The organism is Burkholderia sp. NRF60-BP8 (genome assembly GCF_001522585.2).
GTDB lineage: Bacteria > Pseudomonadota > Gammaproteobacteria > Burkholderiales > Burkholderiaceae > Burkholderia.
Map to the genome: position 1 here is coordinate 1,434,787 of NZ_CP013373.1, position 23,813 is coordinate 1,458,599.

General features: G+C 71.9%; 17 protein-coding genes. 13 read left to right on the top strand and 4 right to left on the bottom strand.

The window, feature by feature from the left end; translation table 11 throughout:
• Nucleotides 1–239: 239 nt before the first annotated feature.
• From WS54_RS20055 to WS54_RS20070, 4 genes are read left to right on the top strand one after another with little or no spacing between them, the layout of a single operon-like run.
• A complete protein-coding gene (locus WS54_RS20055) occupies nt 240–845 on the top strand; it encodes a CDP-alcohol phosphatidyltransferase family protein (RefSeq protein ID WP_059782718.1) in 606 nt (201 codons plus the stop codon).
• A 59-nt stretch (nt 846–904) separates the two neighbouring features.
• Nucleotides 905–2,674 carry a bifunctional alpha/beta hydrolase/class I SAM-dependent methyltransferase gene (locus WS54_RS20060; protein WP_059782720.1) on the top strand — a complete coding sequence of 590 codons (1,770 nt, stop codon included), beginning with the start codon at nt 905–907 and terminating at the stop codon, nt 2,672–2,674.
• Nucleotides 2,671–4,083 carry a phosphatase PAP2/dual specificity phosphatase family protein gene (locus tag WS54_RS20065; protein WP_059782723.1) on the top strand — a complete coding sequence of 471 codons (1,413 nt, stop codon included), beginning with the start codon at nt 2,671–2,673 and terminating at the stop codon, nt 4,081–4,083. The genes WS54_RS20060 and WS54_RS20065 overlap by 4 nt, the downstream gene beginning before the upstream one ends.
• Nucleotides 4,083–4,532: a hypothetical protein gene (locus tag WS54_RS20070; protein WP_059782725.1), complete on the top strand. Its 450-nt coding sequence runs from the start codon at nt 4,083–4,085 to the stop codon at nt 4,530–4,532. The genes WS54_RS20065 and WS54_RS20070 overlap by 1 nt, the downstream gene beginning before the upstream one ends.
• A gap of 16 nt (nt 4,533–4,548) precedes the next feature.
• Here the strand turns inward: WS54_RS20070 and WS54_RS20075 are convergent, their stop codons facing one another.
• Nucleotides 4,549–5,883: a sensor domain-containing diguanylate cyclase gene (locus WS54_RS20075; RefSeq protein ID WP_236872810.1), complete on the bottom strand. Its 1,335-nt coding sequence runs from the start codon at nt 5,881–5,883 to the stop codon at nt 4,549–4,551.
• Between the two features lie 190 nt (nt 5,884–6,073).
• On the opposite strand from WS54_RS20075, the gene bcsB reads away from it, so the two are divergent.
• From bcsB to WS54_RS20120, 9 genes are read left to right on the top strand one after another with little or no spacing between them, the layout of a single operon-like run.
• On the top strand, nt 6,074–8,410 hold the full coding sequence (bcsB, locus tag WS54_RS20080) for a cellulose biosynthesis cyclic di-GMP-binding regulatory protein BcsB (protein WP_059782729.1): 2,337 nt from the start codon (nt 6,074–6,076) through the stop codon (nt 8,408–8,410).
• Nucleotides 8,411–8,413: 3 nt separating this feature from the next.
• Nucleotides 8,414–9,643, top strand: a complete 1,230-nt coding sequence (bcsZ, locus tag WS54_RS20085; protein WP_034207024.1) for a cellulose synthase complex periplasmic endoglucanase BcsZ — start codon at nt 8,414–8,416, stop codon at nt 9,641–9,643.
• Complete coding sequence (locus WS54_RS20090) at nt 9,628–13,512, top strand: cellulose synthase subunit BcsC-related outer membrane protein (RefSeq protein WP_059782732.1); 3,885 nt, start codon at nt 9,628–9,630, stop codon at nt 13,510–13,512. The genes bcsZ and WS54_RS20090 overlap by 16 nt, the downstream gene beginning before the upstream one ends.
• 16 nt (nt 13,513–13,528) lie before the next feature.
• Nucleotides 13,529–15,484, top strand: a complete 1,956-nt coding sequence (gene bcsE, locus WS54_RS20095) for a cellulose biosynthesis protein BcsE (RefSeq protein WP_059782735.1) — start codon at nt 13,529–13,531, stop codon at nt 15,482–15,484.
• Nucleotides 15,481–15,726 (top strand): hypothetical protein, encoded by a 246-nt coding sequence (locus tag WS54_RS20100; protein ID WP_059782738.1) that lies wholly within the window; start codon nt 15,481–15,483, stop codon nt 15,724–15,726. Before bcsE ends, WS54_RS20100 begins: the two co-directional genes overlap by 4 nt.
• Entirely contained in the window at nt 15,723–16,502 is a 780-nt protein-coding gene (gene bcsQ / locus WS54_RS20105) for a cellulose biosynthesis protein BcsQ (protein WP_059782740.1), read from the top strand. Before WS54_RS20100 ends, bcsQ begins: the two co-directional genes overlap by 4 nt.
• A complete protein-coding gene (gene bcsA, locus WS54_RS20110) occupies nt 16,499–19,036 on the top strand; it encodes a UDP-forming cellulose synthase catalytic subunit (protein WP_059782786.1) in 2,538 nt (845 codons plus the stop codon). Before bcsQ ends, bcsA begins: the two co-directional genes overlap by 4 nt.
• 27 nt (nt 19,037–19,063) lie before the next feature.
• On the top strand, nt 19,064–20,620 hold the full coding sequence (gene bcsG / locus WS54_RS20115) for a cellulose biosynthesis protein BcsG (protein WP_059782742.1): 1,557 nt from the start codon (nt 19,064–19,066) through the stop codon (nt 20,618–20,620).
• The gene (locus WS54_RS20120) at nt 20,602–20,799 is read left to right on the top strand and encodes a hypothetical protein (protein WP_034207030.1); all 198 of its coding nucleotides are present in this window, start codon (nt 20,602–20,604) and stop codon (nt 20,797–20,799) included. The genes bcsG and WS54_RS20120 overlap by 19 nt, the downstream gene beginning before the upstream one ends.
• 58 nt (nt 20,800–20,857) lie before the next feature.
• Here WS54_RS20120 and WS54_RS20125 read toward each other — a convergent pair whose 3' ends face one another.
• The 3 genes from WS54_RS20125 to WS54_RS20135 are packed head-to-tail and all read right to left on the bottom strand — an operon-like array spanning nt 20,858 to nt 23,793.
• The gene (locus WS54_RS20125) at nt 20,858–21,739 is read right to left on the bottom strand and encodes a pirin family protein (protein WP_059782744.1); all 882 of its coding nucleotides are present in this window, start codon (nt 21,737–21,739) and stop codon (nt 20,858–20,860) included.
• Nucleotides 21,740–21,770: 31 nt separating this feature from the next.
• Entirely contained in the window at nt 21,771–22,163 is a 393-nt protein-coding gene (locus WS54_RS20130) for an OsmC family protein (RefSeq protein WP_059782746.1), read from the bottom strand.
• A gap of 49 nt (nt 22,164–22,212) precedes the next feature.
• Entirely contained in the window at nt 22,213–23,793 is a 1,581-nt protein-coding gene (locus tag WS54_RS20135; protein ID WP_059782748.1) for a cation:proton antiporter, read from the bottom strand.
• Between the last annotated feature and the right edge of the window lie 20 nt (nt 23,794–23,813).

Here is a 23,813-nt window from a genome sequence, read left to right on the forward strand (position 1 = left end):
CCCGTCTGCAGTTCGAATCGATCTCGCCGCGATCGGGCCAGCGGATTATCGCGAGTTTCGAAGAAAAACGCCAGATTGGCGCCGCCCGGGCGGGCCGGCCCGCATGCTTGACGCAGCGAGGCCGCTCGGCGACGATGAGGGCCGTTCAATCCAGGCCGGCGACGGCCGTTTCGCCGCCCGGGGCATGGCGGCGGGAAACGTAGCCGACCGTCTCGCGCGAATAATACGAATACGAAACGATGAGCCTCTACGCACTCAAACCCAAATTCCAGGACCGTCTGCGCCCGTTCGCGAATGCGCTCGCCGAACGCGGCGTCACCGCCAACCAGGTCACGCTGTTCGCGGCCGGCGGCTCGATCGTCGTCGGCGCGCTCGCGGGGCTCGGCGTGTTCGCCCGCGTGCTGTTCCTGCTGATTCCGTTGTGGCTGTTCGCGCGGATGGCGCTCAACGCGATCGACGGGATGCTCGCCCGCGAGCACGGGCAGAAGAGCACGCTCGGCGCGTACCTGAACGAGCTGGGCGACATCGTGTCCGACGTCGCGCTCGTGCTGCCGTTCCTTGCCATTCCCGCGTTCGCGCCGGCGGACGTGTGGCTGTTCGCGCTGACGGCGGTGATCGTCGAATGCGCGGGGCTGATCGGCCCGCTCGTCGGCGCGACGCGCCGCTACGACGGCCCGTTCGGCAAGAGCGACCGGGCGCTGGCTCTCGGCGCGTTCGCGCTGTGGATCGGCTTGGGCTTGCCGATCGGCAGTGTCGCCGCATGGCTGTGGCGGCTGCTGATCGTGCTGTCGATCGTGACGGCGGTGCGGCGCGTCCAGGCGGGCATTGCCGAAGCGGGCGGCTGACGGGGCGGGCGCCGGAGGGCGGCGCTACATGATTCGAACAACGAAACGAGAGAGATCGCATGAGCACACGCACGGCCCGTGAGGCCGACTTCGTCACGCACGACGGTCAAACGCTGTTCTATCGACACTGGCCCGCGACGGGCGCACGCTGCCGCGGCGCCATCGTGCTGCTGCATCGCGGGCACGAACATTCGGCGCGGGTCGCGCACCTCGTCGACGAGCTCGACCTGCCGGATTTCGCTTTTTTCGCGTGGGACGCACGCGGCCACGGCCGCTCGCCGGGCGCGCGCGGCTACAGTCCGAGCGCGGCCGCGTCGGTGCGCGACCTGCAGACCTTCGTCGAGCATATCCGCGACACGCACGGCATCGCGATCGAGGATATGGCTGTGGTCGGCCAGAGCGTCGGCGCGGTGCTCGCGGCGACCTGGGCGCACGACTATGCGCCGCCGATCCGCGCGCTCGTCGTCGCGTCGCCGGCGTTCCACATCAAGCTCTACGTGCCGTTCGCGCGGCCGGGGCTGCGGCTGATGTACACGCTGCGCGGGCTGTTCTACGTGAACAGCTACGTGAAGCCGAAATTCCTCACGCACGATCCGGAACGTATCGCGAGCTACGCGTCCGATCCGCTGATCACGCGGCCGATCGCGGTCAACATGCTGCTCGACCTGCACGATACCGCGCGGCGGATCGTCGCCGACGCGGCCGCGATCACCGTGCCGACGCAATTGCTGATCTCGGGCGCCGACTGGGTCGTGCATCGCGGCCCGCAGGACCGCTTCTTCGAACGGCTCGGCGCGGCGCGCAAGGAGCGCATCGTGCTGCCGGGCTTCTATCACGACACGCTCGGCGAGCGCGACCGTGCGCAGGCGCTCGCGCCGCTGCGTGCGTTCGTGCTGCGCGAGTTCGATGCGCCGAGCCCGCGCGTGTCGCTCGCGGATGCGGACCGGCGCGGCGCGTTCCACGACGAATACGCGGCGCTCGGTCGGCCGCCGGCCAACCTGTTCGCCCGTGCGTACTGGGCACTCGCGCGCGCCGGCCTGAAAGCCGGCGGCGCGCTGTCGGACGGCATCGCGCTCGGGCTGCGGCTCGGCTTCGATTCGGGCTCGACGCTCGACTACGTGTACCGCAATCGCGCGCAGGGGAGATTCGGCGTCGGCGCGCTGATCGACCGCACGTATCTCGATTCGCCGGGCTGGGTCGGCATTCGCCAGCGCAAGGTGCATCTGCAGGAATTGATCGGCGCGGCGATCGGCCGCCTGCGCGGGCACGGCTCGCCGGTGCGGATCGTGGACATCGCGGCCGGCCACGGGCGCTACGTGCTCGACGCGATCGCGATGGCCGCCGAGCGCGACGGCGCGGCGCCCGACGACATCACGCTGCGCGACTACAGCCCGCCGAACGTCGAGGCCGGGCGTGTGCTGATCGCGCAGCGCGGTCTCGAGCCGATCGCGCGCTTCGAGCGCGGCGACGCATTCGACGAAGCGTCGCTCGCGACGCTCGAGCCGCGGCCGACGCTGGCGATCGTGTCGGGCCTGTACGAGCTGTTCGGCGAGAACGCGCTGATCGAGCGCTCGCTGCGCGGGCTCGCGCAGGCCGTGCCGCCGGGCGGCTATCTCGTCTATACGGGGCAGCCGTGGCATCCGCAGCTCGAATTCATCGCGCGCGTGCTGAACAATCACCGCGGCGAGTCGACCTGGGTGATGCGCCGCCGTTCGCAGGCCGAAATGGACGAGCTCGTCGCGCGGGCGGGCTTCCGCAAGCTCGACCAGCGGATCGACGAGATGGGCATCTTCACGGTCAGCCTCGCGCAGCGGGTCGACGCGTCATGAGCGCGCTCGGCGGCGGCGCGGGCGCGCGGGGCGGGCTGGCCGAGCCGGCGGCGGCCGGCGCGCGCGACGCGTCGTTCGCGCTGCGCATCGGCTGGCTCGCGGCGATGGGCGCCGTGTTCTTCTCGACGTACGGCTTCGCGAACTGGCTCGCCGCCCGCCGCGTCGCGGTGCCGACGTTCGCGTTCGGCTGGGAGCATGCGATCCCGTTCGTGCCGTGGACGATCGTGCCGTACTGGTCGATCGACCTGCTGTATGCGCTGTCGTTCTTCTTCTGGACGCGCCGCGACGATCTGCTCGATCACGTGAAGCGGCTGTTGACCGTGCAACTGGTGTCGGTCGCGTGCTTCATCGCGTGGCCGTTGCGCTTCGGCTTCGAACGGCCCGACGCGGGCGGCATGGCCGGTGCGCTGTTCTCGCTGCTGATGGGTTTCGACAAGCCGTTCAACCAGGCGCCTTCGTTGCATATCGGCTTGCTCGTCGTGCTGTGGGCCGTCTATGCGAAGCACCTGCGCGGCACGTTCGTGCGGGCCGTGCTGCATCTGTGGTTCGCGGCGATCGGCGTGTCGGTGCTGACGACCTACCAGCATCACGCGATCGACGTGCCGACCGGTGCGGCCGTCGGCTGCCTCGCGCTGTTCCTGTTTCCGCTGCGCGATGCCGCGGGCCGATTGCCGGGCACCGATGCGTTGCCGTGCGCGGCCGGTCGCGCGCTCGCGCGCCGCTATGCGTTCGGCGCCGCGCTGGTCGCACTCGCGGCGCTGGCATGCGTGCCGCGCGCGCCGGGCTGGGCGCTGGCGGCAGGGTGGGTCGCGCTGGCGCTCGCCTGCGTCGCCTGGGCTTACCGGCGCGGTGCGCCCGACGCGTTTCAGAAGGATGCGCACGGGCGGTTTCCGGTCTTCATCGGCTGGCTGCTCGCGCCGACGATCGTCGGCGCGTTCGTCAATTCGCGGTTGTGGACGTGGCGGCAGCCGGCGCCGGTGCGGATCGACGAACGCGTGTCGATCGGCCGTACGCCGACGACGCGCGACATCCGGCGCCACGGCTTCACCGCGCTGGTCGACCTGACCGCCGAGATGCCGCGCTGGGCCGCAGCCGATGCATCGTTCGCGTATGCGTGCGTGCCGCAGCTCGACCTCGTCGCACCGACGGCGGCGCAGCTCGCGCAGGCCGTCGCGGCGCTCGAACGCCTGCATGGCGAAGGGCGCGACGTGCTGGTCTGCTGCGCGCTCGGCTACGGGCGCAGCGTGCTGTGCGCGGCCGCCTGGCTCGCGGCGCGGCGCGGGCTGGCGAATGCGCGCGACGCACTGGCCGCGGTGCGCGCGGTCCGGCCGCACGCGGTGTGGTCGGAGGAAGGTGCGGCCGTGCTGCAGCAGTGGATCGATCGCCGTCGCGATGGGGAGCACGGGTGATGCGCGATCCGTCCGCCCCGTTCAGGATCGCCGCCGCGCGCGGCGCGCTCGATGCGGGTGCGTGGGCGATCGCGGCCGCGCTGGTCGCGGCCGGCGCCGGCGGGTGGACCGCGGCCGGTTGGCCGGCGACGCTCGCCCGCGTGCTGCTGGCCGCCGTCAGCACGGGAGCGGGGATCGCGGCGCTGTGGTACGCGGTGCGCATCGAGATCGATCGGCGGCTGTTCGCCGCGTTGGCGCAGGCGACGGGAGGTCATGCATCGGTCGACGATGGGCTCGCGGCGCTCGACCGCGCGCTCGTCGATCTGGGCTGGATCGACGCAGCGAAGGCCGGGCGCACGCTCGACGCGCGCGTGCGCGGCGCGGTCGGGCTGTGCCGTGCCGCCGTGCTCGTCGCGGTCGTGCAGTGGATCGTCGTCGGGATCGCGATCGCGGGGCGGCCGATCGGCTAGCGATGCATGCCAGGCGTCATGCGGGCGCGGAGCGCTGCGACCGCGTTCGCTTGGCTTCGTACATCGCCTGATCCGCCCGCTCGATCAGCGCATTCATGTCGGTGCCGTCGTCCGGCAGCATCGCGATCCCGATGCTGACGCCCAGCCGCAGCGCGTGCCCCTCGAATTCGAACGGCTCGCCGACCTGCCGCGCGAGCCGCGTGCTTTGCACATGCGCATCGTCGCGGGTGCCGATGTTCGGCAGGATCACCGCGAATTCGTCGCCACCGACGCGCGCGACCGTATCCGAGCGCCGCACCGCAGCCTGCATCCGCACGGCGATCTCGCGTAGCGCGGCGTCGCCCGCGCGGTGGCCGAACCCGTCGTTGATCGGCTTCAGCCCGTCCATGTCGATGTTGAGAATGCCGAGCCGGCCGCTCGCACGCAACGCCGTGTGCATCGACTGGCGCAGGCGATCGTAGAACAGCGCGCGGTTCGGCAGCCCGGTGAGCGCGTCGTGCGTCGCGCGCAGATAGAGTTCGTTCGCTTCGTTACGCGCCGCGTGGAACATTGCGGCGGCGACCAGATCGGCCATCAGCCGCAGCGTACCGGCGTCGGCCGGCGAAAAGCCGTCGACATCCGGCGACATCACCTTCAGCACGCCGACCGTCGTATCGGCATGCGTGAGCGGCATCACCAGCATCGAGCGCAGGCCGACCCGGCGGCACGCATCGCGATCGACGCGCGGGTCGGTTTCCGAATCGATGCAGTGGAGCAACTCGCCCTGCTGCACGCACAGGCCCGACAGGCTGCCCGAGCGCCGCAACCGTAGCCCGAGCATTCCGGCGGCCGTGCCCGACGCGGCGCGGTACACCATGTCGTCGCCTTCGGCGAATTCGACCGCGGCGGCGCTCGCGCCGGTGAGCCGCGGCACCTGCTCGGCCACGTAGGCGATCACGCTGCCGAGGTCGAGGCCGAGTTTCGCGATTTCGGTTTGAGCGGCGATGATCCGCAGCAACGTGTCGGGGGACGGGGTAGCGGAGTCGACGATTTGATTCAAGTCAGTTTTCCACGAAGAAAATCCGTCGCGCGGCGCGCGCTTGCGGTAGCATACGCGCCGCTCACGGCAGCGTGTTCCGGGCGGTCTGCAACGGAGCGCGGCCGACGCCCGGCGAGCCGTTCCGCGCTGGCAGTATGCCGTTCCGGCCGTCCGGCAGCAACGGCGCAATTCTTGCCATTCACGCCTCCTGTGCAGCATTTCCGACCGAATTGAGATTTTTTTCGCTTCCCAGTCGCGAATCGCGGTGAATTTTGTTCTATTTTTGAGATAGTGTGACGAATGGGCGGGCGCCGGTGCCAGGCGCTGCGCCACGCGACGAACGGATCATTGAAGAATCCGTCGCGTCGTTCCGATAAATCAATCAGGCCATATCCGCGTTACGCGACGCGCAACATACATGAGGGGAAGCAGAGGGGATGTGCACTCACGGGCATAGCTGCTTTGCGCGCGTCGGTGTCGACGCGCAGGACGACCGGACGATCGTGACGCCGCGGAGCCGCGCATGAAGCCGGCCGTGTCGCTGTTCGTCCTGGCGGCCGCGATGACCGGCGCTTTCCACGCGGCCGCGCCGTCGGCCGCGCCGATCCCGGCCGCCCCGGCCGCCGCTGCGACGGCCGCTGCCGGTCACGCGGGGGCCCTCGATGCCGCCCCGGCCGCGGTGCCCGCGACGGCGCCGACGTCGGCCAGCGCGCCGGCCGCCGGGCTGCCGGCGACGACCGTGCATGTGCCGTTCGCGTCGCTCGGCGCGTTCGATCCGCTACGCCTGCGCGGCGCCGACGACGCACGCACGATCAACGCCGGCGTGCGGCTCGATCGCGTGATCACGGGCGCGCGGTTGCGCCTGACCTACGCGTATTCGCCGTCGCTGGTGTTTCCGCTGTCGCATCTGAAGGTATCGGTGAACGGCGAGGTGATCGCGACCGTCCCGTTCGACGCCGCGCGCGCGGGCCGCACGGTGACGCAAGAGATCCCGATCGATCCGCGCTACTTTTCCGACTTCAACCAGATCGGTCTGCGCCTGATCGCGCACTACACGCTCGATCACTGCGAGGATCCGGCGAACTCGGCGCTGTGGGCCGACGTGAGCCCGACGAGCGAACTGATCCTCGACGAATCGCCGGTGCGCTTGCCGAACGATCTCGCGCTGCTGCCCGCGCCGTTCTTCGACCGGCGCGACAACGGCCGCGTGCGGCTGCCGTTCGTGCTGCCGGCCACGCCCGATTCGGCGACGCTGCGCAGCGCGGGCGTGCTCGCGTCGTGGTTCGGCGCGCTGGCCGACTACCGGCATGCGCGCTTCCCGGTGTCGGTCGCGCTGCCGGCCGACGATCAGGCCGTCGTGGTCGGCACGGCCGCGACGCTGCCGGCCGGTCTCGCGCTGCCGCCGGTGGATGGCCCGCTGCTCGCGGTCGCCGACAACCCGGCCGCGCCGGGCCGCAAGCTGCTGGTCGTCACGGGCCGCACGGCGGCCGAAGTCGACGACGCGGTCGCGACGCTCGTGCTCGGCCGCGCGGCGCTGTCGGGACCGGCGGCGACGGTCGCGCACGTCGATCTCGGCGCGCCGCGCAAGCCGTACGACGCGCCGCGCTGGCTGCCGGTGAATCGGCCGATCGCGTTCCGCGAACTCGTGAACGACCCGCGCCAGCTGGAAGTGCGCGGCACGACGCCCGACGCGATCCGGCTGAACCTGCGCGTGCCGGCCGATCTGCATTCGTGGAACGGCGCGGGCGTGCCGATCACGCTGCGCTACCGCTATACGGCGCCGACCGTGCAGGACAATTCGACGCTCGCGGTCGAGATCAACGATCAGCTCGTGAAGTCGTACCGGCTCGGGCCGGCTCATGCGGAGGACGCGCACGGTCGCATGCAGCTGCCGCTGCTGGCGGTGCCGGAAGGGCGCGTGACGAGCGACGTCGACATTCCCGCGTTCCGCGTCGGCAGCGGCAACCAGCTGCAGTTCCGCTTCACGCTCGATTCGCAGAAGACGGGCCTGTGTTCGAGCACGGCCACCGAGCCGCAGCGCGCGGCGATCGATCCCGATTCGACGATCGACTTCTCGCACTTCGTCCATTACGCGCAATTGCCGAATCTCGCGTTCTTCGCGAACAGCGGCTTCCCGTTCACGCGCTTCGCGGACCTGTCGCAGACGGCCGTCGTGATGCCCGACCGGCCGTCGCCGCAGGAACTGGAGGCCTACCTGACGATGCTCGGCCACATGGGCGAATGGACCGGCTTCCCGGCGCTGCGCGTGCAGGTCGCGCGGCCCGGCGACGTCGCCGCGCTGTCGGGGCACAAGGATCTGCTCGTGATCGACGGTTCGCCGGCGTCGCCGCTGCTCGCGCACTGGCGCGCGGCGCTGCCGCTCGCGATCGGCGAGCAGGGCGGCGCGGGCGGCGCGGGCGCGACGCGCGTCGCGTTCACGGTGAAGGAGCGCTGGCGCAACGGCGTGGGCGTCGCCGACGGCGGCGCGCACATCGAACAGACCGGCCCGCTCGCGGCGCTCGCCGGGTTCGAGCTGCCGGGCAGCCGCGGCCGCAGCGTCGTCGCGCTGACGGCGACCGACCAGCGACGCCTCGGCGATCTGCTCGACGCGTTCGAGAACGCCGGACTCGTGTCGCAGTTGCAGGGCGACCTCGCGCTGGTGCGGCCGGGGCAGGTCGACAGCTTGCGGGTCGGCGAGCCGTACGTGGTCGGCTTCGTGCCGTGGTATGCGCGCGTGTGGACGCAGGCGGCGCGGCATCCGGTCGTGCTCGGCGCGGTCGGCGTCGTCGCGGGGCTGCTGCTCGCGCTCGGCGTGTTCAGCGTGCTGCAGCGGATTGCCGCGCGTCGACGGGGGATGTAACGGATGGCGCGGGCAATGACGAAGCGACGGGCAACGCAGCCGGCGCGGCGTGTCGGCGCGACGCTCGCGCTGGCGGTTGCGGTGACGTGCGCGGCGGCCGGCATGGCCACGCGCGCGCACGCCGCCGGGGCCGGCGCAGCCGACGCGGCCGCCGCGGGATGCGGCGCGGCGTGGCCGCGCTGGGAGGCGTTCAAGCGCGATTTCATCTCGGCGGACGGCCGCGTGATCGACGTCGGCTCGGCCGATTCGCGCACGGTATCGGAGGGTCAGGCGTATGGACTTTTCTTCGCGCTCGTCGCGGACGACCGGCGCATGTTCGACACGATCCTCGCATGGACCGAGAACAACCTCGCGCAGGGCGACCTGAGCGCGCATCTGCCGGCGTGGCTGTGGGGCCGCGCGCCCGACGGCGCGTGGCGCGTGCTCGACGCGAACGCGGCGTCGGACGCCGACCTGTGGATCGCGTATGCGCTCGTCGAGGCCGGCCGGCTGTGGCACGAGCGCAGCTATACGGCGCGCGGCGCGCTGCTCGCGAAGCGCGTGCTCGACGCCGAGACGGCGACCGTGCCGGGCCTCGGCCTCACGCTGCTGCCGGGGCCGACCGGGTTCAAGCTGGCCAACGGCCAATGGCGCGTGAATCCGAGCTATTCGCCGCCGCAGGTGATTCGCGCGCTCGGTGCGCGGCTGCCCGACGACCGTCGCTGGGCAGCGCTGGCATCCAGCACCGGGCGCGTGCTGCTCGACACCGCGCCGAAGGGCTTCTCGCCCGATTGGGCGTTGTATCGCGCGGGCAAGGGTTTCGGGCCCGATCCGGACACGCAAGCGCAGAGCGCGTACAACGCGATCCGCGTGTACTTGTGGGCCGGCATGCTGGATCGCGCCGATCCGCTCGCCGCGCCGCTGCTCGCGCGCTTCGCGCCGTTCGCCGACCATATCGCCGCGCACGGCGCGCCGCCGGAGCGGGTCGATACGACGACGGGCGTCGCGGGGCCGAACGACGGCAACGGCGGATTCTCCGCGGCGGCCGTGCCGTTTCTCGACGCACGCGGCCAGCACGCGCTCGCGGATGCGCAGGCAGCCCGCGTCGACACGCTCGCGCGCCAGTCGGCGCCCGGCTATTACACCAGCGTGCTGACGCTGTTCGGCCTCGGCTGGCGCGACGGCCGCTACCGATTCGGGGCGGACGGCACGCTCGACGCCCGCTGGGGAGGCCGCTCGTGCGCCGCCCGCTGAAGTGCGCCGTGCCTCACGTCGCGGGATTCGCGTGGCTCGCGTCGTCGGTGTGCGCGGCGGCGCCGGGCGCCGCGTCGGGCGCGGCGATGGCGAACCCCGCGGCACCGGCGGCCTCGGCTGCGGCCGATGCGCGGCGCGAGCTCGACACCGCGCGGATGTGGGGCATCAAGCATCGCGACGATCTCGCCCGCGATGCGCTGCGCAAGGGGCTGCTGATCGCGCCGGGCGATCCCGATCTGCTGGCCGAACAGGTGCGCGTGCTGCTGCGGCTCGGCGACGCGAAAGGCGCGCAGGCCTCGCTGGCGCGGCTGCAGGCGCAGTCGCCGAATGCGCCCGCCACGCGGCGGGTGGCCGACGAATACCGCGTCGCGACGAGCGGGCGTGGCGAGATGGCGCAGATCCGGCTACTCGCGCGCAGCGGCCGCGCCGACGAGGCGGCCCGGCGGATCGTCGCGCTGTTTCCGAACGGCGCGCCGGCGGGGGCGCTCGGCGCCGAGTATTACCAGATCGTGTCGAATGCGCCGGGCGGGCGCGAGCCGGCGATCGCCGCGCTGCGGCGCGCGGTCGCCGCCGATCCGCGGGACACGAGCGCGTCGATGGCACTCGCGGGGCTGTTGAACCAGCGCGACGACACGCGCGCGGAAGCGAACCGGATCGCAGCGTCGCTCGCGAAACGCGCCGACGCGGACCATACGGAAGCGATGGCGCTGTGGCGGCGCGTGCTGCAGTCGGCCGGCAGCGATCCCGCGTATCTCGATGCGCTGCAGGCCTATCTCGCGCTCGCGCCGGACGACACCGAATTCCGCGATCGCGTCGCCGGCCTCGAGCGGCAACGCGATGCGCAGCGCCGGCTCGAACGCGATCCCGACTACATCGCGCAGCAGCGCGGGTTGCAGGCGCTCGCGCGCGGCGATCTGGCCGCCGCCGATCCGCTGCTCGCGCGCGCCGCGCGGGTGCGCGCGGACGACGCCGATGCGCTGGGCGGGCTCGGCCTGCTGCGTCTGCGCGAAGGACGGCACGACGAAGCGCGCGCGCTGTTCGCGCGGGCCGCGACGCGTGCGACCGACCAGCGCGGCAAATGGCTGGGCCTCGCGCGTACCGCGCAGTTCTGGGGGCTGCTCGCCCAGGGCCGCGAAGCGGCCGGTGCGGGACGCCCGCGGGATGCCGAACGCGCCGCGCGCGCGGCGCTCGCGATGCAGCCGGACAACCCCGACGCGAAGCTGCAGCTCGCCGATGCGCTGCTCGCGCAGCGCGACTGGGCGCAGGCGGAGCCGTTGCTGCGCGGCTTGCTGGCCGCCCGCTCGCCGAGCCTGTCGGCCGTGCGCGACACGGCCACGCTGTATGAGAACACCGGCCGTGCGGACCGGATCGGCCCGCTGCTCGACGCGCTGCAAGGGCGCGTGACGGGCGCCGACGATCGCCGTGCGCTCGACGGCCTGCGCGGCGACCTGCTCGCGAAGGAGGCGCGCGCGCTGGCCGACAAGGGGGCGCGCGGGCCGGCCGCGCAACGCTACGAGGCGGCCGTGCGCGCGGCACCCGACGCGCCGTGGACGCGCTTCGCGCTCGCGCGCCTCTATCGCGACATGGGGCTGCCGCAGCTCGGCCGCACGGTGATGGACGACGGGCTCGCCCGCAGCGACACGCCCGAGATGCGCTACGCGAGCGCGCTGTACCGCAACTCGCTCGACGATGTCGCGGGCGCGCAGGCCGCGCTGGCGCCGGTCGACGATGCGCACCGTTCGGACGGCATGCGAGCGCTGGCGCGCAAGCTCGATGCCGAAAGCGCGCTGGCCGACGCGCGCGGCGCGCATGCCCGCGGCGATCGCGCGGCATTCGCCGCCACGCTCGCGCACGCGCAGGCGAGCGCGCAGGACGATCCCGACATGCTCGCCGCGATCGGCGCGCAGTGGATCGACGCGGGCGAACCCGAGCGCGGCCTCGCGCCGCTGCACGACTGGATCGCCGCGCACCCGCGCGAAGCCGACGCGGACGTGCGGCTGCGCTACGGCGACCTGCTCGGCAGCGCCGGTCGCGACGATGCGCTCGCCGCGTGGCTCGACACGCTGCGCCGCGACCCGGCGCTGACGCCCGCGCAGACGGCGCGGCTCGAGGACCAGTCGCTGCGGCTCGTGCTGCGGCAGACCGACGATGCGATCGCGCGACAGGACTATGCACGGGCGCGCACGCTGCTCGATCGCGCGAGCCCGGCCGGCCGCGCGGACAAGCGTTACGCGCTCGAACTCGCCGATCTCGAACGCGCGCAGGGTCATTACGACGCCGCACGCGATGCGCTCGCGCCGGTCGTGGCGCGCACGCCGGACGACGCCGATACGCAGCTCGCGCTCGCGCGGATCGACGAGGACAGCGGCAACCGCGCCGCCGCCCGCACGCGCGTGCTCGCGGTGCTGGCGCGCACGCCGGACGACGACGTCGACACGCAACTGTCGGCCGTGCGCCGCCTGAACGCGCTGCGCAGCCCGGACGACGCCGCGCAGGTGACCGGCCGGCTGCAGGCCGCATATCCGGCACGCGCCGACGTGACGGTGGCGGCCGGGCGCGTGGCCGAGGCGCAGGGCCGCTATGACGACGCGGCGTCGCTGTACCGGCTGTCGCTGTCGCAGGAACGCACGGCGGGCGTGAGTCCGGGCCGCGACGGGCTGACGCCCGCGCAGGCCGCGTTCGCGGAACTCGAACAGCGGCGCAATCCCGAGATCGAGACCGGCTGGATGCCCGCGTACAAGTCGGGCGACGAAGGCGTCTCGTCGTATCGCGCGCAGCAGGTGCCGATCTACCTGCAGATGCCGATCCGCTACGACGGGCACGCGTTCGCGCAGATCGACACCGTGCACCTCGACCCGGGCGCGCTCGACACGAGCGATCCGGACGCGTATTCGCTGAAGACGTTCGGCACCTATGCGGCGCTCAGGGCACGGACGAATCCGCTGGCCCCCGCGTTGCTCGCGAATCCGCCGGGCTCGCTGCACCAGTCGACGACGGGCGTCGCGCTCGGCGCCGGCTACCTGTCGGACGCGTGGCGCGTCGATCTCGGCACGTCGCCGCTCGGCTTCCCGGTGCATTACCTCGTCGGCGGCGTGCGCTATCGCTTCGACGCGGGCCCCGCGAGCTTCTCCGTGAATGCATCGCGGCGGCCGGAAACGAGCAGCGTGCTGTCGTACGCGGGGATGCGCGACCCGTGGACGGGCGCGGTGTGGGGCGGCGTGCGCCGCGACGGCGTGAACCTGCGCGCGTCGGTCGACGTCGGCCGCACGAACCTGTTCGCGGAACTCGGCGCGGGTGTGCTGTCCGGCCGCAACGTCGAGCGCAATGCGGAAGTCACGCTGCGCACCGGCTTCACGGTGCCCGTGTACGAGCGCGCGACGATGAAGGTCAGCACCGGGCTCGTCGGCAATGCGTGGCACTACGCGCAGAACCTGCGCTACTACACGTACGGGCAGGGCGGTTACTACAGCCCGCAGCGCTATCTGTCGCTCGGCGTGCCGATCGAATGGGCGGGGCGGCACGATGCGCTGTCGTGGGACCTGACCGTCACGGGCGGGATCTCGAACAGCTACGAGAAGGATTCGCTGTATTACCCGACGTTCTCCGACCAGCGCGCCGCGCAGGTGGCGGCCGGGTTCGTGTACGCGGGCAGTTCGACGCGCGGCGTGTCGTTCTCGTACGGCGTGAACGGCATCGTCGAGTATCGCGTGAACCCGCACCTGAGCGTCGGCGCGCAGTTGCACATCGACCGATCGCACGACTATGCGCCGAGCTCGGCGCTCGTCTACCTGCGCTATGCGTTCGATGCGCGCGCGCCGCGCAACTGGCTCGTGACGCCGACGCCCGTGCGGCTTTATTCGGATTACTAGGGACGAGGGGAACGCCGTGACTACGGAATTCGATGCCAACCGCCTCGCGCCCGGCGCTACCGGCCTGGCCGACCGCTTGCGCACGCTGCTGCGCGTGAGGCTGGCGGGCGGCCGTGCCGGCGCGTTGAGCCGGCTCGCGATCGACGGTTTGCCCGATACCTGGACGCAACTGGAAGCCGGCGGCCTTTATGCGATCTACGCGGCCGGCGGCACGCCGGCATGCGATGCGCTCGTATGGGAAAGCGCGCGCCAGGCGCGCACGCGCGACGTCACGATCGTGTTGGCGCGCGATCCGGCGCGCGTCGCCGCGCAGATTGCGTCGCTCGGTTTCGCGGGCGGCGCGCAGCCGGCCGGCTGGCCGCGCAACCTGAACGTGCTGGCGATGCCGGCGGCGGCCCAGCCGGCCGACGACGGTGCCGACGCCGGCGTGGCCGGCCACGCGTCGCGCCGCGCGGCGCCGGGTGCGTTCGCGCGGCTGACCGGCGGCTTGCGCGCGATGAAGCGCTACGGGCTGCATGCGCGTTCGCTGTATTTCGTCGAAGGCGCGCAGCGCTGGTTCAGCTGGGACGATCCGGCCGCGCTCGCGGATGAAGCGTATGCGCTGGCCGACTGGTGCCGCACGCGCCGGATCGCGCTCGTGCTGCTGCTCGACCCGGAAGCGAGCCGTGCGGGCGGCGTCGCCCGCGCCGACGATGCGCCGCTCGTGCGCGATGCGGATCGCACGCAGCGCGGCGACTTCCACGGTGTCTGCTCGGGCGTCGCGCAGTTGCAGCGCACGCACGGCGAGTTGCTGTGGGTCGTCGATTTCTGGCGCGCGGGCGACACGCTCGCGGCCGGCGAGGTACGGCCGCTGCGCTTTGCGCCGGGCGGCCGGCTGTCGGCGAACGTGGATGGCGGTGCGACCGAACCGGCGCGCCGGATGAAGCTCGCGCGCGACGAGGATCGCGTGGTGGTGAGCCGCGCGGTGCTCGACGGCGCGAGCCGCGTGCCGGACGGCTGGGAAATCGTCGACGACAACGCGGCCGTCGTCGCCGCGTGCGCGCACGCGCAGGCCGCGACCGCGGTGCTCGTGTTCCGTTCGCATGCGCAGCTCGAAGCGCTGTGCGCGGACGTGCACGCGCTGCGCCGGCAGTGCGGCGGCGCGCTGAAGATCGCGGTCGTCGAGCGCGGCGAGGTGCTGCGCCAGCAGTTCGAGGTGCTCGTGCTGAGCGTCGGCGCGAACCGGGTCGTCGCGCGCGATCTGCCGGTCTCGCGGATGCAGGCCGCCGTGCACGCGCTGCACGGCCAGCTTTACGCGCGGCCCGTCGCGGCCGACTATCGCGCGACGCTCGCGGCCGCGCTCGGCGATTCCGTGCTCGGCTATCTGCCGGTCGGCGCGTTCTGCCAGCGGGTTCGCGCGGTGCTCGAACGCGGCGCGGTGCTCGCGCTGCCGCATACGCTCGCGAAGCTCACGCTGTTGCCGGACGTGTCGCACGTCGACGCGCTGCGGCACTGCCGGCCGCGCCGCACGGGCGACATCGTGACGGCCGATGCCGGACACCTGTTCGTATTCCTGTTCGCGTGCGAGCCGGTCGACGCCGAGGACGCGCTCGCGCGGATCTTCGACGTGCCGGTCGATACGCTGTCCGACCGCGTCGTGTGCCTCGGGCAGGGCAGCATCGACACCGAGCTCGACGCGCTGACGGCCGAGAACCGGCGCGCGCCGATCGCCGACTACAGCGACCTGTTCGCGGCGACGCAGCCGGCGGGCGGCGCGCACGCCGGTCCCGGCGCGGCGTTGCCCGACGCGAGCGAGGTGAGCGACGCGATCGCGGCGATCGATACCGTCGTCGCGCTCGAGGCGATCGGCGTGCCGCAGGCGTCCGCGCCCGCTGCCGTCGCCCCGTCGGCGCCGGACCCCGTCGTTCCCGCCGCGCGTGCGCGCGGCGCCGTCCGCAGCGCGATGCCGCTGCGCAAGCAGGAGGACGCATGATCGCCGAACTCGTCATCGGCTTCGTCGTCGGTATCGCGATCGCGGTGCCGGTGTGGATCGTCGCGCAGCACCTCGGCATCGGCCGCGGCTTCCACGCGCCGAGGGGCATCGACCGGCGCGACGCGGTGCCGTGCGAACTCGTGCCGGTCGTGCTGCGCGGCCGCCTGCTGCCGGGCGTCGGCGGCGACGAAGGTGACAAGCGCGGCAAACGCGGTGAGCACGACAGCGAGGCGGCACGATGAAGACGATCGCCGTGACTTCGACGACGGGCGGCGCGGGCCGCACGACACTCGCCGCCGCGCTCGCGGTGCTGCTTGCGCGCCGCGGCCGCCCGGTCGTCGCGGTCGAATTCGATGCACAGAACCTGATGGGCGCGACGCTCGGCCTCGACACGCTGGCCGAACGCGGTCTCGCGCACGGCCTGCTGGGCGGCGCCGAACCGTGGCACGCGCATACGTGGCGCAACGCCGACGGCGTGCTGTTCGTGCCGTACGGGCAGGTCGATGCGGCCGGCGCCGCCGCGTGCGATGCGCGGCTCGCGGCCGATCCCGCCTGGCTGTCGCGCGCGCTCGACGAGATCGCGCTGCCGGCCGACGGCGTCGTGCTGGTCGACACCCCCCGCTATCCGTCGCCGCAGGCCGGGCAGGCGATCCGGTGCGCGGACCTGACGCTCGTCGTCGTGCCGCCGGAGCCGGCCGCCTGCGCGACGACGGCCGCGCGGCTCGGCGCGTTGCGGGCCGGCCGCGGCGACCTGCAGATCGTCGTGAACCGGCTGAACCCGGCGCGCGACATGCAGCGCGACGCGCTGGCGATGCTGCGCGCGGTCGCGGGGCCGGCATCGATGCTCGAGCAGCGCATCCACGTCGACGCCGCGGTGCCCGAAGCGCTCGCGCGCGGCAGCTGGATCTTCGACGACGCGCCGTATTCGCAGGCGTCGCACGACCTGAACGGCGTCGCGAACTGGGTCGATGCATGGCTCACGGCGGCCGTCGCGGGCCGTGCCGGAGCGGCGCGATGAAGGCCGCGTTCGCGTCGCGACTGCGCGCGTTCGGCCGCCGGGCGGCCGACTGGTGCGCGCGCGGCATCGGGCTGCCGGCGCAACGCACGCGGGTCGACTGGCTCGTGCGGCTGTTCTTCCACGCGCCGCCGCCCGGCCGGCCCGATCTCGTGCGCCGCTGGGTGCGCGTCGCGTTCCTGCGGCTCGCACAAGACTGGGGCGTGCTGCAACCGCTCAGCGCGCGCGAATGGCTGTGGCGCGCGATCGTGCGCGCACCGCGTGCGGCCGACGGTCGTCCCGCGCACGATCCGCTCGCATGGTTCGATACGCTCGTGGTGCCCGTCTACATGGCCGGGCGCGCGCTCGGCCGGCGCATCGACGCGATGCTCGCGCGTCTGCCGTGGGCGCGCTGGGGCGGTTGGCTCGATGCGCGCGCGAACGGCGTCGGCCGGCGCCGCTGGCTCGCGCCGCTGCTGCTCGTGGCCGGCGCGGTGCTGTGGGCCGCGGCCGGGATGTCGCCGCTGATGCCCGGCGCGCAGTTCGCGTTCTTCGCGATCGTCGCGGTGCTCGCGCTCGCGCTGCGCCGGCTGCCCGGCCACCTGCCGACCCTCGCGCTCGCGTCGCTCGCGCTGCTCGCGGCCGTGCGCTACGTGTGGTGGCGCACGACCCAGACGCTCGACTTCCGCAGCCCGGTCGAAGCCGTCGCCGGTTACCTGCTGTACGGCGCCGAAGCCTATACGTGGATGATCCTGCTGCTCGGCTTCGTGCAGACCGCGTGGCCGCTCGACCGGCCGATCGTGCCGCTGCCCGACGATCCGGACACCTGGCCGACCGTCGACGTCTATATCCCGACCTACAACGAGCCGCTGTCGGTCGTGAAGCCGACGGTGTTCGCCGCGCAGAGCATCGACTGGCCGAGCGCGAAGCTGCGCGTGTACCTGCTCGACGACGGCCGGCGTCCGGAGTTCGCGGCATTCGCGGCCGAGGCCGGCATCGACTATCTGACGCGCGACGACAACCGTCACGCGAAGGCCGGCAACATCAACCGTGCGCTGCCGAAAACGCACGGCGAGTACATCGCGATCTTCGACTGCGATCACGTGCCGACGCGCTCGTTCCTGCAGACGACGATGGGCGTGTTCCTGCGCGACCCGAAGTGCGCGCTCGTGCAGACGCCGCACCATTTCTTCTCGCCCGATCCGTTCGAGCGCAACCTCGGCACGTTCCGCGAGGTGCCGAACGAGGGCAACCTGTTCTACGGCCTCGTGCAGTCGGGCAACGACCTGTGGAACGCGACGTTCTTCTGCGGATCGTGCGCGGTGCTCAAGCGCAGCGCGCTGGAAGAGGTCGGCGGCGTCGCGGTCGAGACCGTGACCGAGGATGCGCATACGGCGCTCAAGCTGCATCGGCGCGGCTATACGTCGGCATACCTGCCGACCGTGCAGGCGGCAGGCCTCGCGACCGAAAGCCTGGCCGGCCACGTGAAGCAGCGCACGCGCTGGGCGCGCGGGATGGCGCAGATCTTCCGCATCGACAACCCGTTCCTCGGGCGCGGGCTCGGCCTGATCCAGCGGATCTGCTACGGCAACGCGATGCTGCATTTCTTCTACGGGATTCCGCGGCTGGTGTTCCTGACGATCCCGCTCGCGTATCTGTTCTTCCACCTGTACTTCATCAACGCGTCGTCGCTCGCGCTCGCGAGCTACGTGATCCCGTATCTCGTGCTCGCGAACATCGCGAATTCGCGGATGCAGGGACGCTATCGGCATTCGTTCTGGGCCGAGGTCTACGAATCGGTGCTCGCGTGGTACATCGCGCTGCCGACCACCGTTGCGTTCTTCAGCCCGAAGCACGGCAAGTTCAACGTGACCGACAAGGGCGGCAAGATCGACGAAGGCTACGTCGACTGGTCGACGTCGAAGCCGTATCTCGTGCTGTTCGCGCTGAACGTGCTCGCGATCGTCGCCGGCCTGTGGCGGCTCGTGGCCGACCAGGGCGACGAGGCGTCGACGATCCTGATCACGCTCGGCTGGACCGTGTACAACCTCGCGATGCTCGGCGCCGCGCTGGCCGTCGCGCGCGAGACGAAGCAGGTACGTGTCACGCACCGGATCGCGATGCGCGTGCCGGCGATGCTGCTGCTCGCCGACGGCTCGACCGCCGCATGCTTCACGAGCGACTACTCGACCGGCGGTCTCGGCCTCGAAGCGGTGCCGGGGCTGCCGCTCGCCGTCGGCGACACGCTGACGGTGTGCGTGACGCGCGGCGACCGCGCGTTTCCGTTCCCGGTGCGCGTGACCCGTGCGACGCCGACCCACGTCGGCGTGAGCTTCGAGGAACTGACGCTCGAGCAGGAGCGCCAGCTCGTGCAATGCACGTTCGGCCGCGCGGATGCGTGGCTCGACTGGCACGAAGGCGCCCGGCCCGACACGCCGCTCGGCGGGCTCAAGGAAGTGCTGCGGATCGGGCTGGACGGTTACGTACGGATGTGGAAGGGCGCGGCGCGCGGCCTGCAGGCCATGCTCGCGCCGAAACTCGATCGCGCGCGCGACTGACGCGGCGCGCATCATGGAGTGGGTTAGATGACGTTCTGGAATCTGTATTTCATCCTGAAGTTCGCGCTGTTCGCGACCGGGCGCCTGCAGCCGTTCTGGCTCGCGAACCTCGCGTTCGCGGTGGCGCTGGCGGCGAGCGCGCCGCTGCGCTCGCGCGCGTGGCGCATCGTCCGGCAGGTCGCGGCGATCGCGATCGCGGTGCCGCTGCTCGCGCGCGAGCTGCATGCGCCGCCGCTCGTCCGTCTCGCGGAGGCCGCGCGCGAGGTCAGCACGTTCCGCGTCGATTACTGGATGGAGTTGTTGCCGCGCCTGTTGCCGCCCGTGCTGGCGCTGACGATCGTCGGCGCGCTGATCGTCTATTTCATCGTCAACCGCTGGCTGCGCGTCGCGACGTTCGTGGTGGTCGCGCTGATCGCGATGCCGCTCTGGCAGGCCGGCAGCGGGTTGATGGCGCGCGTCGCCGCGCCGGCCCAGCCGCAGGCGAGCGCGGCGGGCGCCACCCGCGTCGACCAGCCCGAGGATCACAACGCGGCGCTCGCGACGTTCCGCACGCAGGAGTCGCAGCGGCAGGTCGCGTTCGGCCATCTCGGCAGCGATCCGGCCGCGCAGTTCGACGTGATCGTGCTGCACGTCTGCTCGCTGTCGTGGGACGACCTCGATGCGGCGAAGGTGCGCAACCATCCGATGCTGAGCCACTTCGACTACCTGTTCACGAACTTCAGCACGGCCGCGAGCTACAGCGGCCCGGCGGCGATCCGCGTGCTGCGCGCGAGCTGCGGGCAGGAAGCGCATGCGGACCTGTACAAGCCCGCGCCGCAGCAGTGCCACCTGTTCTCGCAACTGGCGGGCGCCGGCTACACGGTGCAGTCGCTGCTGAACCACGACGGCCATTTCGACAACTTCCTGCAGGTGATCCACGACAACATCGGCGTGGCCGATGCGCCGATGATCTCGAACGCGGCCGCGCCGGTCGCGATGCACGCGTTCGACGGGTCGGCGATCAAGGACGACTACGCGACGCTCGCGAACTGGTACGCGCAGCGCGCGGCGGTGCCGGGGCCGGTCGCGCTGTACTACAACACGATCAGCCTGCACGACGGCAACCGCGTGGTCGGTAGCGCGCTGACGAGCATCGACTCGTATCCGCAGCGCGCGACGAAGCTGATGACCGACTTCGACCGTCTTGCCGACCTGATCGCGCAATCGGGCCGCCGCGCGGTGATCGTGTTCGTGCCCGAGCACGGCGCCGCGTTGCGCGGCGACAAGAACCAGGTCGCGGGGCTGCGCGAGATTCCGACGCCGCGCATCGTGCATGGGCCGGTCGGCGTGCGGCTCGTCGGCTTCACCGGCAATCACGGCGCGACGACCGTGATCGAGCAGCCGACCAGCTTCCTCGCGCTCGCGCAATTGCTGTCGAACCTCGTGTCGAACAGCCCGTTCAAGCCCGGCGCGACGCTCGCGCAATACGCGGCCGATTTGCCGCGCACGCGGATGATCGGCGAGAACGAGGGCACGGTGACGATGCAGACGGCTGCGGGTTACGCGGTCAAGACTCCGGACGGCGTATGGATCGACGAACAGTAACGATGACCGGCGAAGGCGACGAAGACCGCCTGTCGCAGCCGAACGACGTGATCGGCCTCGCGCGGCATCTGCCCGCGCTCGATCCCGGGCGCTACGTCGACGAACAGGCGCGCCGCGCGTTCGACGCGTCGCTCGAACGCTGGCCGACGCTCGCGAAGCTGATGGGATTGAAGCGGTAAACACACGACGGCCGGCATGACTGCCGGCCGTCGTCGGTGCGTCGCGCCAGGCCGCTCATTACGGCTTGCGTTCCGGCTGGCGCGTCCATTCGCTTTCTTCGCCCGGCACCTTGCCGAACGTCTGATCGGCCCACGCAGCCCGCGCGGCGTCGATCTTCGCGCGTTGGCTCGACACGAAATTCCATTCGATGAACCGCTCGCCCGGCAGGTGCGCGCCGCCGAGCAGCATCGCGCGGGCGCCGTGCGTGCTCGCGAGCGCGACGGTCGCGCCCGGTTCGAGCACGGCCATCGTCGCCGGGGCGAGCGGCGTGCCGTCGATGGCGAGATCGCCGTCGACGAGATACACGCCGCGTTCGTCGTGCTCCGCATCGAGCGCGAGCTGCCCGCCCGACGCGAAATCGGCGACCGCATAGAGCGTCGGCGAGAACACGGCGACCGGCGACGCGAGGCCGAACGCGGTGCCCGCGATCACGCGCACGGTCACGCCGTCGCGCGTGAACGACGGCAGCGTGTCGGCCGCGTGGTGAACGAACGCGGGCGCGGCGTCTTCATGCTCGACCGGCAGTGCGACCCAGGTCTGGATCCCGTGCACCGGCTGCTCGCGCGGGCGATCCTCGTCGGGCGAGCGCTCCGAATGCACGATGCCGCGGCCGGCCGTCATCCAGTTCACGTCGCCCGGCACGATCTTCTGCCGGAAGCCGAGGCTGTCGTGATGCATCAGCGAGCCGTCGAACAGGTAGGTGACGGTCGCGAGCCCGATGTGCGGATGCGGCAGCACGTCGATGCCGCGGCCGGCCGGCAACACGGCCGGCCCCATCTCGTCGAAGAAGATGAACGGGCCGACGAGGCGCGCCGCGCGCGCGGGCAGCACGCGCCGCACGACGAGGTTGCCGATGTCGCTTTCGCGCGGCGTGAGCAGGGTCTTGATCGAGGCGGACATGGTGGGCTGGGTCGTGGTCAGGGGGAACGCGTCAGGCGATCGCCGTATCGATCGCGATCGGATGCGTGAGGATCTTGTGCACCGGGCAGGCATTCGCGATCTGCAGCAGCCGTTCGCGCTGCTCGCCGGTCAGGTCGCCGTCGAGCGTGATGCGGCGCACGATCGTGCTGCCCGCGCTGCCCGCTTCGTGCGCGAGCTTCACGTGCACTTCGTCGAGCGGCCAGCCTTTTCGTTGCGCATACATCTTCAGCGTGATCGCGGTGCACGCGCCAAGACTCGACAGCAGCAGCGCGATTGGCGTCGGCGCCGCATCGCCACCGCCGAGCGACGCGGGTTCGTCGGCGCGCCACTGATGGACGCCATCGCTGAAGTGGACGAGGTAATCGACCGGGCCGATGCTCGCTTCGACGGACAGTTCGCTCATTGCAGTTCCGGGTGGGGAAAGGGGACGGGCCGGCCGGGCAGGCCGGGCATCACGGTTCGAGCAGGCGCTGCAGCCGCAGCTCCTCGAAATCGAGCTCCGATTCTATGCGGTGCAGCACCGCGTCGTCGACCTTGCCGTCGCGATGCAGGTCGAGCAATGCGTCGCGCGACACGCCGACCAGCTCGAGCTCGACGCGCAGCATCCGCGCGCGCACGTCCGCGGGCGCCGCTCCGTCGCGGTGCGCGCGTTCGTTGAACGCGACGCGGTTGCGGTACTCGGTCAGCAGCCGGTCGAGCGATGCGCGTTCGAGGCCGGCGCCGCGCCCCCCGCGCGCATCGAGTTCGGCGAGCGCCGCGCCGAACGCGTGCGCACGCACCGCGTGCTCGGACATCGTGCGGCGCACGGCCGGGCGCAGCTTCAGCACGCGGATCAGCGGCGCGAGCGTGCCGCCCTGCACGACGAGCGTCGCGATGATCAGCAGGAACGTGCTGAACAGGATCAGGTCGCGGCCGGGGAAGTTGGCGGGCAGCGCGATCGCGGCCGCGAGGCTCACGACGCCGCGCATGCCCGACCAGCCGAGTACGACGGCCTCGCGCCACGACCACGGCGCGTGGCCCGCGCGTCGCTCGCGCAGGCGCCCCGGCAGCCACATCGCGGCGAACACCCACACCACGCGCGCGCCGATCGCGGCGGCCGTCGCCGGCAGCGCGACCCGCAGGCCGGCCATCAGCACCGCGCCTTCGTGGTTCACGCGCGCGAGGATCGCGTGCAACGCGAGGCCGATCAGGATGAACACGAGCGCGTCGAGCACGAACACGATCGCTTCCCACGTCGCCTTCGCCTTGATCCGCATGTCGGCGTCGAACACGCGATGCTGGCGCACGCCGAGCACGAGGCCGCAGGTGACGACCGACAGCACACCCGAGCCGTCGACGGCTTCCGCGATTCCGTAGCTGCCCCATGCCATCGCGAAGGTCACGACGATGCCGAGCATCGGCTCGCGCAGGCGTTGCAGCACCCAGCACATCGCATGGCCGCATGCGAGGCCGACCGCGATGCCGATCAGCGTGAGCGAGAAGAACAGGCCGGTGGCGCTCGCCGTCGTGATCGACGCGGCGAGCGCGGCCGACACGGCCATCTGGTACAGCAGCAGGCCCGACGCATCGTTGACGAGGCTTTCGCCTTCGAGCACCGCGACGAGCCGCGCGGGCAGCGGGTGGCGCTGCAGGATCGCTTTCGCGGCGACCGCGTCGGGCGGCGACACGATCGCGCCGAGCGTGAAGCACGCGGCCCACGGCAGCGCGGGATTCGCCGCGTGCACGGCGAGCGCGACCGCGACGGTCGTGAACGCCACGGCCCCGAGCGCGAGCGACGCGATCGATGCGAGCGCCTGCCGGAATTCCTTCCACGCGGTATAGAAGCCGCTCGACATCAACAGCGGCGGCAGTACCGCCGCGAGCAGCAGCGCCGGGTCCATGTCGGGCACGCGCTTGCCGGCGACGGCGACCACGCAGCCGCCGAGCAGCAATACGACGGCTGGCGGAATCGAGATCCGCTCGGCGAGCCACGTGAGGGCGCCCGCGCCGCAGATCAACAGCAGCAGGTAATGGAACAGCTCGACGTTGGTCATGCGTGGCGGACGGCGATGGG

Coding starts and splice junctions, on each gene's coding strand:
- WS54_RS20055 (WP_059782718.1), top strand. CDS start 240: ATGAGCCTCTACGCACTCAAACCCAAATTCCAGGACCGTCTGCGCCCG.
- WS54_RS20060 (WP_059782720.1), top strand. CDS start 905: ATGAGCACACGCACGGCCCGTGAGGCCGACTTCGTCACGCACGACGGT.
- WS54_RS20065 (WP_059782723.1), top strand. CDS start 2,671: ATGAGCGCGCTCGGCGGCGGCGCGGGCGCGCGGGGCGGGCTGGCCGAG.
- WS54_RS20070 (WP_059782725.1), top strand. CDS start 4,083: ATGCGCGATCCGTCCGCCCCGTTCAGGATCGCCGCCGCGCGCGGCGCG.
- bcsB (WP_059782729.1), top strand. CDS start 6,074: ATGAAGCCGGCCGTGTCGCTGTTCGTCCTGGCGGCCGCGATGACCGGC.
- bcsZ (WP_034207024.1), top strand. CDS start 8,414: ATGGCGCGGGCAATGACGAAGCGACGGGCAACGCAGCCGGCGCGGCGT.
- WS54_RS20100 (WP_059782738.1), top strand. CDS start 15,481: ATGATCGCCGAACTCGTCATCGGCTTCGTCGTCGGTATCGCGATCGCG.
- bcsQ (WP_059782740.1), top strand. CDS start 15,723: ATGAAGACGATCGCCGTGACTTCGACGACGGGCGGCGCGGGCCGCACG.
- bcsA (WP_059782786.1), top strand. CDS start 16,499: ATGAAGGCCGCGTTCGCGTCGCGACTGCGCGCGTTCGGCCGCCGGGCG.
- bcsG (WP_059782742.1), top strand. CDS start 19,064: ATGACGTTCTGGAATCTGTATTTCATCCTGAAGTTCGCGCTGTTCGCG.
- WS54_RS20120 (WP_034207030.1), top strand. CDS start 20,602: ATGGATCGACGAACAGTAACGATGACCGGCGAAGGCGACGAAGACCGC.
- WS54_RS20125 (WP_059782744.1), bottom strand. CDS start 21,739: ATGTCCGCCTCGATCAAGACCCTGCTCACGCCGCGCGAAAGCGACATC.
- WS54_RS20130 (WP_059782746.1), bottom strand. CDS start 22,163: ATGAGCGAACTGTCCGTCGAAGCGAGCATCGGCCCGGTCGATTACCTC.
- WS54_RS20135 (WP_059782748.1), bottom strand. CDS start 23,793: ATGACCAACGTCGAGCTGTTCCATTACCTGCTGCTGTTGATCTGCGGC.